Origin of the sequence: Reichenbachiella sp. MALMAid0571, from assembly GCF_040151475.1 — a bacterium.
Lineage (GTDB): Bacteria > Bacteroidota > Bacteroidia > Cytophagales > Cyclobacteriaceae > CAXBNB01.
The window spans coordinates 18,802-32,854 of sequence record NZ_JBDKWG010000136.1; the positions used below are offsets into that span (position 1 = coordinate 18,802).

General features: G+C 36.8%; 13 protein-coding genes. 4 read left to right on the plus strand and 9 right to left on the minus strand.

Annotation, left to right across the window (positions count from 1 at the left end; translation table 11 throughout):
* Nucleotides 1-43: 43 nt before the first annotated feature.
* From AAOP42_RS13645 to AAOP42_RS13680, 8 genes are all read right to left on the minus strand, one after another.
* Nucleotides 44-970, minus strand: a complete 927-nt coding sequence (locus tag AAOP42_RS13645; RefSeq protein ID WP_349529088.1) for a ComEA family DNA-binding protein — start codon at nucleotides 968-970, stop codon at nucleotides 44-46.
* Nucleotides 971-1,037: 67 nt separating this feature from the next.
* Nucleotides 1,038-2,291: a hypothetical protein gene (locus tag AAOP42_RS13650; protein ID WP_349529089.1), complete on the minus strand. Its 1,254-nt coding sequence runs from the start codon at nucleotides 2,289-2,291 to the stop codon at nucleotides 1,038-1,040.
* Complete coding sequence (locus AAOP42_RS13655; protein WP_349529090.1) at nucleotides 2,288-3,568, minus strand: DUF2851 family protein; 1,281 nt, start codon at nucleotides 3,566-3,568, stop codon at nucleotides 2,288-2,290. The genes AAOP42_RS13650 and AAOP42_RS13655 overlap by 4 nt, the downstream gene beginning before the upstream one ends.
* 103 nt (nucleotides 3,569-3,671) lie before the next feature.
* On the minus strand, nucleotides 3,672-4,253 hold the full coding sequence (locus AAOP42_RS13660) for an LOG family protein (protein ID WP_349529091.1): 582 nt from the start codon (nucleotides 4,251-4,253) through the stop codon (nucleotides 3,672-3,674).
* A gap of 117 nt (nucleotides 4,254-4,370) precedes the next feature.
* Nucleotides 4,371-4,811: an RrF2 family transcriptional regulator gene (locus AAOP42_RS13665; protein WP_349529092.1), complete on the minus strand. Its 441-nt coding sequence runs from the start codon at nucleotides 4,809-4,811 to the stop codon at nucleotides 4,371-4,373.
* A 131-nt stretch (nucleotides 4,812-4,942) separates the two neighbouring features.
* Entirely contained in the window at nucleotides 4,943-7,489 is a 2,547-nt protein-coding gene (locus tag AAOP42_RS13670) for an ATP-dependent Clp protease ATP-binding subunit (protein ID WP_349529093.1), read from the minus strand.
* A 112-nt stretch (nucleotides 7,490-7,601) separates the two neighbouring features.
* The gene (locus tag AAOP42_RS13675) at nucleotides 7,602-8,204 is read right to left on the minus strand and encodes a WbqC family protein (protein WP_349529094.1); all 603 of its coding nucleotides are present in this window, start codon (nucleotides 8,202-8,204) and stop codon (nucleotides 7,602-7,604) included.
* Nucleotides 8,204-8,833: an L-threonylcarbamoyladenylate synthase gene (locus AAOP42_RS13680; RefSeq protein ID WP_349529095.1), complete on the minus strand. Its 630-nt coding sequence runs from the start codon at nucleotides 8,831-8,833 to the stop codon at nucleotides 8,204-8,206. Before AAOP42_RS13680 ends, AAOP42_RS13675 begins: the two co-directional genes overlap by 1 nt.
* A gap of 35 nt (nucleotides 8,834-8,868) precedes the next feature.
* Here AAOP42_RS13680 and mltG point away from each other — a divergent pair, with 35 nt between their 5' ends.
* Nucleotides 8,869-10,011 (plus strand): endolytic transglycosylase MltG, encoded by a 1,143-nt coding sequence (gene mltG / locus AAOP42_RS13685; RefSeq protein ID WP_349529096.1) that lies wholly within the window; start codon nucleotides 8,869-8,871, stop codon nucleotides 10,009-10,011.
* Nucleotides 10,012-10,018: 7 nt separating this feature from the next.
* Nucleotides 10,019-10,351, plus strand: a complete 333-nt coding sequence (locus AAOP42_RS13690; RefSeq protein ID WP_349529097.1) for an MGMT family protein — start codon at nucleotides 10,019-10,021, stop codon at nucleotides 10,349-10,351.
* Here AAOP42_RS13690 and AAOP42_RS13695 read toward each other — a convergent pair.
* A complete protein-coding gene (locus AAOP42_RS13695) occupies nucleotides 10,308-11,765 on the minus strand; it encodes a sodium:solute symporter (RefSeq protein ID WP_349529098.1) in 1,458 nt (485 codons plus the stop codon). The two genes, AAOP42_RS13690 and AAOP42_RS13695, sit on opposite strands and share 44 nt — an antisense overlap.
* Nucleotides 11,766-11,876: 111 nt before the next feature.
* Here AAOP42_RS13695 and AAOP42_RS13700 point away from each other — a divergent pair, with 111 nt between their 5' ends.
* Together AAOP42_RS13700 and AAOP42_RS13705 are read left to right on the plus strand one after the other, a co-directional pair.
* On the plus strand, nucleotides 11,877-12,992 hold the full coding sequence (locus tag AAOP42_RS13700; protein WP_349529099.1) for a fatty acid desaturase family protein: 1,116 nt from the start codon (nucleotides 11,877-11,879) through the stop codon (nucleotides 12,990-12,992).
* 170 nt (nucleotides 12,993-13,162) lie between these two features.
* Nucleotides 13,163-13,990: a PIN domain-containing protein gene (locus AAOP42_RS13705; RefSeq protein ID WP_349529100.1), complete on the plus strand. Its 828-nt coding sequence runs from the start codon at nucleotides 13,163-13,165 to the stop codon at nucleotides 13,988-13,990.
* Nucleotides 13,991-14,053 lie beyond the last annotated feature (63 nt).

A 14,053-nucleotide genomic window follows, 5' to 3' on the forward strand; every position in this document is an offset into this window, starting at 1 on the left:
AGAAATTCAATATTCAAATTGAAAGGATTACATTAAATCCCTTCTACTCAATCAAATCCACAGGATCAGCTTTCAAATATGGACTGAGTTTTATAAATAGAGAATCATTCATCACCTTGATATTCATCAACTCATCAATAGAATTGTAATCTCCATGTTGATCTCTATAGGCTATCATTATTTTTGCAAGCGAGTAAGAAATGTAAGGGTGTCTTGCCAAAGCAGTAATGCTATCTGCATTGATGTTTATCTTAGAGATTTGAACTGTGTCTGTATAATATTGCTCTTTGATTCTCTCAATTACTTCCTCTTTCAAACCATACACTTCTGATAATTGATCGGTAGAAATGAAGCCTCCAAGGCTGTTTCTATATTTAATTATTCGCTCAGAAAGAACCGCCCCTATCCCTCTTATTCTAGTCAATGAGTCAGCTGTAGCCAAATTAAGATTCTTTCGAATGATGAGCTTTACTGTTTCTTTTTCAGTAGTTTTTTTCTCTTCCCTTGCCTGCTGGTATTCCTTTCTTTTCCTTTGAGCGATTACTATATTATCCCAGAGCTTATTCACTTGTGTTTTGGAAATCCCGTAAATTTTAAGCAAATCTTCCTTCGACCGAAACTGGCCTCCTTTTTCCCGATAATTTTCTATTCTTAACGCAACTTTTTCTTTGAAACCCAACTCGACAAATTGCTCAACTGAAGCCAGATTGGGGTCGAAATCAAATGCCGATGGTACAAAAGAAGAAGTGTCCTTTAATTGTAATTTTCGCTCGCTTTCTGCTACCCATTCCATTAGCATCTGCTCCTCCAAAGTCCGATCTGTATCGCTTATTGCCAGCAAATATTGTTTTACCAAAGAAGGGATAAAAAGGATTGCAATGATGACAGGAATAAAAATAATAAAACCGTTGGTTTCTGATTCAGAGAATCCAAAATACGTTCTTATGTATTTTTTAATGTTATTAAACACATAATAAATATAAACAATCTACAAATAAATGTGAGTTTAAATAGCCTAAAAGGTTTATCCAAAATAATTACAAAAACTTAATCAGAGATTTAAGTTTTGAAACTAATAGATTTTTACACAAAATAAACATAAGAAAGTAAGGCATAAAATATACTTTATATCTTGTAAGAGTACCAAAATCCGGTGTAGCGTACGACAATAGTGTCGCCAATATCAAGATGTAAATTACTCCTCCATAAATCAAAACTCTGTTGTCATCAGACACCTTTATTTTACGATTCAAACTGGTGAAAAACAATACTAATACCATAAGGTTTTCAATGCAAAGTGTCACTTGCAGGAAAGATGTCATTTGAGGAAAAACAGGGCCAAACAACCCTGAAAACAGGGCAATAATTAAATTAGGAAATACCATCAATATCGATTGTGATTCATCCAAAAAGTGGATCATATTTTCCGGATTTCCCGTTGCTAGTATTTGTTGTTGATTGTCTTTGACAACAGAAAATATACGAGTTATGTCAAGGTTGTACTGCATATTTGAAGCCCATATTACTACTCCAGCCACCAGTAGAACTAGTCCAAAATACTTATATACTGGTTTACTATTTTTAATCTTATCACTATTGTTAGCAAACGAAAGCAAAAAAACTACAACCACTACTGGCAAAAAAACCGCAGCTATATAATATTTTAGAACCAGCATCAGCCATCCTCCGGTCATAAAAATGAACACCTGCCAAATATTTATTTTTCGCCAAAAATAATATCGAATTAAAAATCCGGATAAAAACATTACGATCCCAAAAACGACACTTTCTTTTAAAATGCCTGACGACCAAAACATAACCGAAGGATAAAACAAAAATGAAATAGCAGCCGTCATTTTGAATTCAGGATATTTTTTTGCCAATTGATGGACAAAATAGAAGCAACCACAAAAGCTAAACAATGAAAAATAAATAGTAGCCAACCAATAATTGGAACCCGTCACCCATAAGAATAGGCTTGTGATTTTCACCATCGGCAAAGTACTTCTCTGATTGTAAGGGATTTTTGTGAAAAAAACTTCTTGTAAATAGTCTGCAATAGGAAATTTGAGCAAATCTTTTGCCGCATTAAAGTAAAAAACAGTATCGCCCTTTTGATAATAATAGAAATACAGTAAACCAAGTGCCAGCCCACAGGCTACCTTAAAGAACAACGCCGGAAAATAAAGTTTTCTGGCTGGGCTATTGTTTAACCTTAAATAGATAAAATAAGAGAACCCTCCTATCACCAACAGATTTAAAATTAAAACAAATATGGCATGGGGGTTCATTTATTGCTGATTAGTCCTACCCCAATTTTACAGGAAAGGCATCTCTTTTTCAAACAATAGTTGTTGTACATTTCGATGAGTGCCTGAGACTCAAATGCATTGACTGACGAAAGACCCAACTCCTGCCACTTATTAGTGATGTAATTGCTTTCCGGTTTCAGGTTTTCAAGAATCAACAGAGCCTGATCCATGTATTTTGGTTCATCCAGATGCTGGCTATAGGCTACCAAAAGAGGAACTGTAGTATTGATCAACAGATTTTCAACACTATTTAGCCCCATACCTTTCAATTGCCTTTTACTTTCTTTTCCAAAATGATAGTGTGTTTCCCAATAATTTGACGGCTTTATCCTCAAGGATTTTTTAAGGATTTTTACATCGTCAAAATTCGTAAAACTATCAAATAAGTGTGGATTCTGATTGATAAGTGCTGCAAATTGGGAAATTCTAACCGCAGGAAAATTCCCCGGCCTTAATCTTAAATGCTTCCAGGATGATTCTGGAATTTCATTACCTTCTAACGAATATTTCTTAGCTAGAAATGCATATTCATTCATCAGAATCGAATGGTAATCATCTTTGGGTGATTGATCCAAAAAACCGGCAACACCAAAAAGCATAGCTTCAATTTGCAGCAAATTTCCAACATGCTTTTTCAGGTATTTTAATGGCGCATTTTGAGCAAGCCTTAAAAAAGGTTCACTGTTGATTTTAAATCCAAAGTTTTTAGCCAACAACTGATAAGTCGTTTCTTCCCAGTCCATTTTATTCCTTTTCAGCAATTCAAATACAACTTCTGACTTGATTTTAAGTCTTTCGATTGTTGCCTGTTGCTGCATCGAAAACACATTCATCTTATTGGCATCAATAATTTGAGATGAGCAGGGAATGAGCTCAGGACTGTTCAATAATTGATTGCATTTGGTCAATAGTTCAGGTTCAATCCTACCCTTCAACTCTATTGTGGGAATTAACTTTACATCCTTGTTGTATATTTTCTGATCATTTTCCCATACAACATGCAGTACCACATTGTCATAAGCTCTATCATTCTGATGCCCATGTAATGTCCAATAACTACTGGAAATATGTATTTCTACCTGTCCATGCCAAACAATCTTACCAATTCTGATTTTAGCATTTTTAAAATCGGGTCCCGCATCTGTATTGTGATTTCCTGTGGAGAAAATTTCCACCAGCTCACCATCAGTAGTTCGCAGTTTTGATTTATCAAACTGTTGAAACTGCCAGATGAAATGGAGAAAAGATTCTTTCATTTGAGCTCAAATTAGAGCATTAAATGTAGCGAATAACATGGGAAATTAGAATTAAATTATTGTCTCTTTCTCCATCCTTTGGATGCAGAAAGAGAAAAATTGGTCAGAGTAAATCCAATTTATCCAAAAAACTATTTTTTTCAGGCGTGAAATCTTTCATCTTTTGCAGCAGTCCGTCGATATTATCGTCATAAAGAAGAAGCTTAAGGTCTTGATCTTTCAACAATTGGTTGGTATTCATGTGCCTAAATAATGCAATCAGATGATCGAAATAACCATTGATATTGAGTAATCCTATAGGGTGTTTTACCAGACCAAGTTGCGCCCAAGTTAGTATTTCGCACAATTCGTCCATGGTTCCAAAACCTCCCGGCAAAGCAATAAAACCTTCAGACAATTGAGACATTTTCATTTTTCTCTCATGCATAGACTTGGTCTGATAGAGTTCATCTGCATCCAGATTGGTGATCTCTACCTGATCCAGAAAGTGAGGAATGACTCCAATTACTTTTCCTCCATTGTCAGCGCACCCTTTGGCTACAGCTCCCATTAATCCAATTTTCGAACCGCCATAAACCAATGCAATACCAAATGCTGCCAGTTTTGCACCAAGTTGGGTTGCCTGAATTTCAAATTCCGGATCTTTACCAATTGAAGATCCACAAAAAACGCAAATGGTTTTCATAATTGGTATTTGGGTATCAAAATAAATACTTTCTTAAATTTAAAGAAGCCTCAATAATTGTTTTAAGTAATAATGAAATACAGTTCTGTATCTAATACCATAATAATTTAGTTAGGCTCAATCTTTTACCTTAACTCCCTGATTTTCCCGCTTTATTATTTCCTCTAAAGTAGCACCCTTTAGTAAATCGACAGTCTTATTTCTCAACTCAAGGAACACATCTCTAATACCGCATGTTTCTTCATCTTTGCACTCTTCGCATCGTTCGTAATACATATATGTAACACACGGCAACAAGGCTATCGGCCCATCAAACAAACGCATCACCTCAGCCATGTGAATATCCACCGGCGACTTAGTCATATAATATCCGCCTCCCTTACCTTTTTTGCTGGCCAATATGCCCGCTTTCTTTAGATCTAATAAAATAGCCTCTAGAAACTTCTGAGGTATATGCTCAGAAACAGCTATATCACTGATCAATATTGGCCCTTCATCTCTTCTCTTGGCCAGATGAACCAATGCATTTATAGCATATTTAGTTTTTTTGGATATCACAAGCGCAAAATAAGCATACTAACTGAGAAATCCATCTCCGACACTTCGCAAATGATTCTCCGCATGTACCCGAAATAGCATAAAAAAACCGACTATAAGCCGGTTTTTTTTATTTCTAAATTGTTTTAATCCTATTCTTCCTCCTTAGGCTCTTTTTTAGCTTTAGATTTTTTAATCTTCAAAGACAGTTCTTCTGCTTTACCATCATAATCTGCTAAAATAGTATCTCCTTCCTTAACATCTCCTTTAAGTATTTCTTCCGCCACTGGGTCTTCCAAGTATTTCTGTATAGCCCTGTTTAGAGGTCTGGCACCAAATTGAGGATCATATCCTTTATCAGAAAGGAAATCTTTCGCTTTATCTGTCAACTCGACTTTATATCCTAACTCTGTGATTCTAGAAAACAATTTTCCAAGTGTAATGTCAATAATTTGATGGATATGTTCTCTCTCAAGTGAATTGAATATAATCACATCATCCAATCTATTTAAAAATTCAGGACTAAAAGTCTTTTTCAGAGCATTCTGAATGGTTGACTTCATGATCTCATCCATGTTATTTTTCTTGGCCTGAGTAGCAAATCCAATACCTGCACCAAAATCTTTCAGGTCTCTAACACCTATGTTAGATGTCATGATAATAATGGTATTTCTAAAATCAACTTTTCTTCCCAATCCGTCAGTAAGCACACCATCATCCAACACCTGTAAAAGAATATTGAATACATCGGGATGAGCTTTTTCTATTTCATCCAATAAAACAACACTATAAGGCTTTCTTCTTACCTTTTCAGTAAGCTGGCCACCTTCCTCGTAACCTACGTATCCCGGAGGTGCTCCTACAAGTCTGGACACAGAGAATTTCTCCATATACTCACTCATATCTATCCGTACCAATGCATCTTCTTTGTCAAACAAATAAGTAGAAAGCACTTTAGCCAATTCAGTTTTTCCAACTCCGGTTGGTCCAAGAAAGACGAAAGATCCAATTGGCTTTTTAGGGTCTTTCAAACCTACTCTGGTTCTCTGAATTGCTTTTGACAATTTTACTATTACTTCATCCTGACCAATCACCTTTTTCTTCAAGTCGTCACGCATGCCCAGAAGTTTGTTTCCTTCATTTTGAGCAACACGTTTTGCAGGAACACCAGTCATCATGGCAATCACTTCCGCTACACTGTCTTCATTTACGGTGTATCTTTGTGATTTTGTATCCTCTTCCCACTTAGCCTTAGCTCTCTCCAACTGCTCTATGAGTTTCTTCTCCTTATCTCTAAGTTGAGCAGCCTCTTCGTACTTCTGACTCTTTACTACCTGATTCTTAAGTTTCTTGATTTCTTCAATAGACTCTTCCAAACTAACAATCTCGTCCGGAACATATATATTGTTGATATGAACCCTGGAACCAGCCTCGTCTAAAACATCTATGGCCTTATCAGGAAGAAATCTATCACTGATATACCTGTCCGATAAAGTAACACAAGATTTAATAGCTTCAGGAGTATAAGTTACATTGTGGTGATCCTCGTATTTATCTTTAATATTGTCAAGAATCTGAATGGTTTCTTCTACTGAAGTAGCATCCACCATAACCATCTGAAACCTCCTGGCCAAAGCCCCATCTTTCTCTATGTATTGTCTGTATTCGTCAAGTGTAGTTGCACCGATACATTGTATTTCTCCCCTAGCCAGAGCAGGTTTAAACATATTAGAAGCATCCAATGATCCGGAAGCCCCACCAGCACCAACAATGGTATGCAACTCATCTATAAAAAGAATGACTTCAGGAGATTTTTCAATCTCATTCATCACAGCTTTCATCCTTTCTTCAAATTGCCCTCTGTACTTTGTACCAGCTACGAGTGATGCCAAATCAAGAGTTACGACCCTTTTTCCAAAAAGGACACGAGACACTTTTTTCTGTATAATCCTAAGAGCCAGCCCTTCAGCTATTGCTGTTTTACCTACTCCGGGTTCACCGATAAGTATAGGGTTATTTTTCTTTCTCCGGCTTAAAATCTGAGCTACTCTTTCGATCTCTTTGTCTCTTCCCACGATAGGATCGAGCTTGTCTTCTTCTGCAAACTTGGTCAAATCCCGGCCAAAATTATCCAGAACAGGAGTTCTGGATTTTTCGGAAGATTTTGATCCTGTTTCTTTTCCGGAAGAATGACTTTCGCCTCCAAACAATCTGGAAGAATCCTCATCTGGTTCATCAGTATCAGAAGAACCCATTGGGTTTTCGGTTTGGTATTCGAGCATTTCTTTTACCACATCGTAAGCCACATCGAATTTATCTAAAATCTGAGTACCAATATTATCTTCATCCCGAAGGATGGACAACAACAGGTGTTCAGTTCCTATCAACTGACTTTTGAATATTTTAGCCTCAAGATAAGTTATCTTAAGTACCTTTTCTGATTGGCGGGTTAGTGGAATATTGGCTAAATTCTTGACATTGCTGGTGGCAGACCCTTTGGTTGCCCTCTCAATAGATGTCCTCAAATCATCGAGTGAAACACCTAATTTTTTTAAAAGACTGACTGCAACACCTTCACCTTCTCTCAACATTCCCAAAATAAGATGTTCAGTGCCTATGTAATCATGTCCCAGACGAAGTGCCTCCTCCCTACTTAACGAGATTACTTCCTTTACCCTATTTGAAAACTTTGCTTCCATGTCTGGTATTTATTATCTATAGTAAAAATATATTTTAATCTAACAAAAACTAAACTTTCTGCTAAAAACGAAAGATTTAATTCATTCGTTGTGCTAAGTCCGACAGTTTTTGTTAAATATAATTTCTCGAATCTGGTCCGCAACAGAAAACCAAATCTAATATACTCAAGTTCGAAGCAAAATTATTACCAAACACCTGAGTATATGCCTTAGGTGTATGAATTTTTCTATGAAGATGTCCTATTTTCGGATGAATGACCGATCTATAATCCTGAAAGCCCATATCCCTGGCTTCTACATACTTTTCAGAATAGGCTATCTTGACATCTAATTGCAAAACTTTAAGACAGAATGACAGGATTTCATTGTTCAAGTCAAATAGTAAGGTGTGGTCGCCATAAATAATGTCGTATATGTACTGATCATAATACTCAAAAAATGGTGACCTATTGTAGGCAGAAGTGATTGCTCTCCAATGGTCTTTTCTCCAATCGACAATTGGATCTATCTTAATTGATCGTGTTGATATTTTTTTATTCACCCCATTGAGTGGCACAGAAAGAGGAAGTATTTTATTAGAAGTTTTGATATAACAACGGTTACGAAAGGTTTGCTTCACAAAATGTTCATATCCATCGATCAATATTTCAGGTTCATCTTTTATTAAACTGAAATATTCCAGAGAAGGAAAATATTGACTTTCTATTACAATCATTAGCCAATCAGATCCACATCACCCATTCCTTCCCTCAATACTTCCGGCTCATTACCCGTACAGTCAACCACGGTACTCGCCACAATATTGCCATAGCCACCGTCAATCACTAAATCTACTAACCCGTCAAACTTTTCTAAAATAAGTTCGGGATCGGTAGAATATTCTATCACTTCATCATCATCCTTAATCGAGGTAGTGATAATAGGGTTCCCCAATTCCTTTACAATCTCTCTGGGAATATTATTGTCAGGAACACGTATCCCTACAGTTTTTTTAGATGTATTCAGAATTTTCGGGACTTTGTTACTCGAATTGAGAATGAAAGTAAAAGGACCGGGAAGGGTCTTTTTCATTAATTTAAAAACAGAAGTAGGCAAGCTCTTAGTGTACTCAGAAATATGGCTCAAATCATAACAGATGAAAGACATATCTACCTTTTTTCCCTTGAGTTGCTTAATCCTTTTAATTCGGTCTATGGCACGGGTATTAAAAATATCGCACCCCATACCATAAACTGTGTCCGTAGGATAAATAATTACTCCCCCTTTGCGCAAAATCTTTACTACCAACTCAACCTTAGCCGGATCAGGGTTTTCAGTATACATTTTTATAAACAGGGTTTCCATTTGAATAATTATTGTGCGAATATAACTCGTTCTGATTGGAATACTCCAATACAGTTTTGTGTGTGGCTGGGTTTTCCCAATTGCTAAAAACTTTTTCCATAGTATTTCAAAACCCTCAGTTAGGGTTTAGCTTTGTGCCCGATATGAAAAAACCTAAAATACTCGCAATTGTCATCATCGTATTTTCTACGATGCTGTCTTCATTTGCTTTTTATGCTTTCCAGATAATATACTCTCCCAATTTTTTAGTGCAGGGTCAGTCCAAAGCTCTAATCATACCTACTAACTCTACTTTTAAAGATGTTCAGAATATAGTGTATGACCAACGATATGTCAATGACCTGATTTCCTTTAGTTTTTTATCGAAACTAATGAAGTATCATAAAAACGTGAAACCGGGCCTTTACTATCTGGATGCTGATATGACCAATATTGATGTGATCCGGCTGCTAAGGTCAGGAGAACAAACGGCTGTGAATGTCACCTTCAACAATGCCAGATTGTTGGAGGACTTAGCTCCGAAGATTACTAAAAACCTTGAAATGACTGAAGGCGAATTTCTATCTGAAATCCACAATGATTCTATGCAGCAAGCTTTGGGATTTGACAGCCTCAATTTCATTGGCATGTTTATACCCAATACCTATCAGGCGTACTGGAACACCAGTCCGGAACAGCTTTTGGTAAAATTGAAAACTGAATATGACAAATTCTGGAGTGAAGAGCGGAAAAACAAAGCTCAATCCATTGGAATGAGTCCTAAAGAAGTCTCTGTTTTGGCTTCTATAGTACAAGCAGAAACCGCCAATGAGAACGAACTCAAAACAGTAGCCGGACTATACATGAACCGGCTTAAAAAGGGAATAGCACTACAGGCTGATCCTACTTTGGTGTTTGCAGCACAGGATTTTACAATCAAACGGGTATTGAATGTTCACAAAGAAATAGATTCTCCTTACAATACTTATAAGTACAAGGGGCTTCCTCCGGGACCAATCAATATGCCGGAAAAGAAAGCCATTGATGCAGTGCTTAATTATGGGCAACATAAGTACTTGTACATGTGTGCCAAAGAAGACTTTTCAGAAAATCATAATTTTGCTACCAACTTAAAAGACCACCTACGCAATGCTGAAAAATACCAACGAGCGTTAAACAAAGCGAGAGTGTATAAATAAGTAATCCATGAACACCAACTTTTTTGAAGATGTATATGATGTTGTGCGACTGATCCCAAAAGGACGAGCAACAAGCTATGGAGCAATAGCCAATTTTTTAGGATCAAAAATCAGTGCTCGGATGGTAGGATGGGCAATGAACGCTGCACATGGCCAGGATGACAACATACCTGCGCAAAGGGTGGTAAATAGAATGGGCTTGCTAACAGGTAAAATGCACTTTAACACTCCTACCAAAATGCAGGAACTTTTAGAAGCTGATGGATTGATTGTAGAAGACGATCAGATCAAAGATTTCAAAAAGCATTTTTGGGATCCTGCGATTGAACTTGAGATATAAGCGAGAGCCCTAAAAATGTAAACAAGCCATTTACCAACAGCAATTCAAAACCAAACTTATAGCCTCCAAACAACCATTCTGAATTTACATTCAGTAAATAAGTCAGCACGGGAGATACTATACACACCAACGGAGCAAACTTATCTTTAATCTTCTTTTTGGTAAACAACCCAAAACTGTACAGTCCCAAAAGTGGTCCATAAGTATATCCCGCCACTTTAAACACTGCTACAATTACACTATCGTCATTGATTGCTCTGAAAACAAGGATTACAAAAAATATAAGTAATGAAAATCCCAGATGAATGCCCATCCTTGTTTTACTGTCACTCTCCTTTGGGTCTTTATTTAAAAAATCCACATAAAAAGAAGTAGTTAAGGCTGTGAGGGCAGAATCGGCACTCGAATAAGCAGCAGCCGTAATCCCCAATAAGAATACTATTCCACCCACTAAGTGAAACTCATTGATCGCCAAAAAAGGATACAAACTGTCCGTTCTCTCAGGTATAGATATGCCCTGTACCGCAGCATAATGATACAACAACACTCCCAAAGCAAGAAAAAGTAAATTGACAAACACCAAAGAGGTGCTAAACCAAAACATGTTTTTTTGAGCATCTCCCAAATTTTTACAAGTCAGGTTTTTTTGCATCATATCCTGATCTAATCCTGTCATGACAATGGCAATGAATGCACCTGACAGAAATTGTTTGTAAAAATTACCCGGTGCTTTCCAATCCCATATAAAAGTAGTTGACATTGGACTGTCAGTAATGGAAGTAACCAAAGAGGCAAAAGTTAAATCCAGTTCAGAGGCAATAAAATAGATACTGATCACAACAGCCAAAAGCATAAAAAAAGTTTGCAAAGTATCAGTCCATACAATGGTTTTGATCCCTCCCTGAAAAGTGTACATCCAGATAAGGGCAATCGTAACCAAAACCGAAACCCAAAATGGTATATTAAATGCATCGAAAAACGCTATCTGCAACACACCTGCCACCAAGAAAAGTCGAAATGATGCTCCGATTACACGAGAAATCAAAAAGAAAAACGCTCCTGTTTTGTAAGACCTGACACCAAAACGGGTCTCAAGGTATTGATAAATAGAGACGAGGTTGAGTTTATAGTAAAGCGGCAACAACACCGTAGCAATCACCAGATAACCAACCAAATACCCAAGTACAATTTGAAAATAAGACCAGTTGGAATTGCCCACCTCGCCCGGCACAGAAATAAAAGTAACTCCTGACAAAGAGGCACCAATCATACCAAAAGCCACCAGATACCAGGGAGATTGTTTATTACCCGTAAAAAAAGACTCAGAGTCACTTCCTCTCGAAGTAAGCCTTGCTATAATTAACAGCAATCCGAAATACCCTACAATGATAGAAAAAACCAATAATGGACTCATATCAATATATTTTTCTTAAAACCAGACAAACATACAACATTAGCCAATTAACGAATATCAATTGGTAATTAACAATATTTTAATGGTTAGATTTGCGCAAATTTTAAGTTTATGATTGAGACCCAAAAAATCTTTTTTAACAACGAAGACGAGAATTCAAAAGCTTTCACTGCCACCCTCAACAAAAGAGTGAACGACTACTTCAAAACCAAAGGAATCTCCAGGTACGGAAATACAGAAATGTACATAAAAACAGTCTTTATGCTGTGTTTGTTCATACTTCCTTTTTTGGCGATAGTCATTTTTGAACCAGGAACGGTTGTAGCCTTAATCTTATCTGCTTTAATGGGTCTGGGTATGGCAGGTATAGGACTTTCCGTAATGCATGATGCCATCCATGGTGCTTACTCAGGAAACCAAACCGTCAACAAAATTCTTGGCTATACTTTAAATTTTGTGGGTGGAAATGCCATCAACTGGAAAATACAACACAATGTAAAACACCATACTTATCCAAATATACACGACCATGATGAAGACATTGCCCCGAAACTTATCTTGAGACTTTCTCCGTATTCAAGCATTTCAGGTGTGCACAAATACCAACATATCTATGCATGGGTGTTGTACGGACTGGGTACATTTTTCTGGGTCACTTTTAAAGATTTTATCAAAATAATTAACTTCTATAGAGAAGGATGGCTGCAGAAAAACACCAATAGCATCGCCGGAGAAATAGTGATCCTAATCGTTACCAAAATAATATATTACAGCTACATCATTGGTATTCCGTTGTTTTTCACCTCCTATTCCGGATTGGAAATTTTTCTGGGCTTTCTGACCATGCATGTATTTAGTGGGCTGGCTCTGGCTGTCATCTTCCAGCCTTCACATTTGATGGAAGAAGTCATTTACCCTACACCTGATCAAAATGGTAAGCTCCAATACTCACGATTTGTACACCAGTTATATACTTCGGTAAACTTTGCCAACGACAACAAATTGGTAACCTGGTACGGCGGTGGACTCAACTATCAGGTAGAGCATCATCTGTATCCGCAAATATGCCATGTACACTATCCTGCTATTTCAAAACTGGTGAAACAAACCACAGCAGAATACAACATCCCATACTACAGCAAAAAAGGATTTTGGGAAGCTATAAGAGAACACAACAGAATGCTTAAATGGCTGGGCTCTCCTGAGAGCAAGTTGTCTTTGACCTAAATGACCATAATCCTACAAGGATTTTCTTCTTTAATTGGATGATATTCACCAATACTCTGGGAACTCTCAAACCAATCCTTGGAGAGTTGGCTCTTCCTCTGTGAGATTGGGAATTTTGTTTCCGGGTAGAATGTGGTTATTTTGGTGGTACGGCAATCGAATCAAACATAATGAACATCTTTATTGATACTTCAATTCTCTATCCCAATCCTTTCTGGATAGGAAATTTTAATCAGCGCCTTTTACAAGTTGTAAGAAATAAACGTGTTAACTTGATCATAAGTGAAGTTGTCCTACTTGAGCTAAGATATAATTTTGAGAAAAAACTTGATACTAATTTAATTGAGCTCAAAAAGATAAATACTTCCCTAAGAAATAATCTCAGGCGGTTTTCTGACTACATTTTACCTGATAAAACAGCTTCTCTCAGGGATTTTGATGAATTCTACGATAATCTTCAAAGGCTTCAAAATGTAAGAATTTTAAAATGCAATAATGAATTACTTCAACCAGTATTGGCAAAAGCAATTAAGAGAGAGAAACCCTTTACTGAAAAAAAGACTGAGCTTAAAGATGCCTTGATCTGGCTAACCTACTCTAATTTCGCAAATAAACATGGCTTAAAAAAATGCTTCTTCCTGACCAACAATGTCAATGATTTTTGTGACCAAGAAAAATTAAAAAAAGGAGAGTTTGAACTTCATTCAGAATTGAAGAATGATTGTGACAGGTTTATCATCTTCACAAACATCAAGAACTTCTACCAAGCAAATTCTTCCTACTTAGATAAACCTCAAAGGGAATTAGAAAAATGGATTGAGGGTATTGATTTTAATGACCAATATGTCTTTTCCCTTTTATGGGATCATGAAGGAATTTCAATATCTGATAAGGCTAATTATTTATCTGACAAGATTGACCCTAGGAGTCTGTCGGACTTAATAAACCACCCAATTATTTATATCTTGGGGCATGATATCATTTATTGGAGCGGATAGAGAACAAGTTTCTTTTATGCCACATGACCTTAACGATTGGCTACCTGAAGATCACTTGGCAAG

Bases quoted from the DNA above. Each gene is read 5' to 3' on its own strand.
- AAOP42_RS13680 (WP_349529095.1), bottom strand. From the start codon at position 8,833: ATGGAAACCCTGTTTATAAAAATGTATACTGAAAACCCTGATCCGGCT.
- AAOP42_RS13675 (WP_349529094.1), bottom strand. From the start codon at position 8,204: ATGATTGTAATAGAAAGTCAATATTTTCCTTCTCTGGAATATTTCAGT.
- AAOP42_RS13695 (WP_349529098.1), bottom strand. From the start codon at position 11,765: ATGAGTCCATTATTGGTTTTTTCTATCATTGTAGGGTATTTCGGATTG.
- AAOP42_RS13650 (WP_349529089.1), bottom strand. From the start codon at position 2,291: ATGAACCCCCATGCCATATTTGTTTTAATTTTAAATCTGTTGGTGATA.
- AAOP42_RS13705 (WP_349529100.1), top strand. From the start codon at position 13,163: ATGAACATCTTTATTGATACTTCAATTCTCTATCCCAATCCTTTCTGG.
- AAOP42_RS13700 (WP_349529099.1), top strand. From the start codon at position 11,877: ATGATTGAGACCCAAAAAATCTTTTTTAACAACGAAGACGAGAATTCA.
- AAOP42_RS13670 (WP_349529093.1), bottom strand. From the start codon at position 7,489: ATGGAAGCAAAGTTTTCAAATAGGGTAAAGGAAGTAATCTCGTTAAGT.
- AAOP42_RS13660 (WP_349529091.1), bottom strand. From the start codon at position 4,253: ATGAAAACCATTTGCGTTTTTTGTGGATCTTCAATTGGTAAAGATCCG.
- AAOP42_RS13690 (WP_349529097.1), top strand. From the start codon at position 10,019: ATGAACACCAACTTTTTTGAAGATGTATATGATGTTGTGCGACTGATC.
- AAOP42_RS13655 (WP_349529090.1), bottom strand. From the start codon at position 3,568: ATGAAAGAATCTTTTCTCCATTTCATCTGGCAGTTTCAACAGTTTGAT.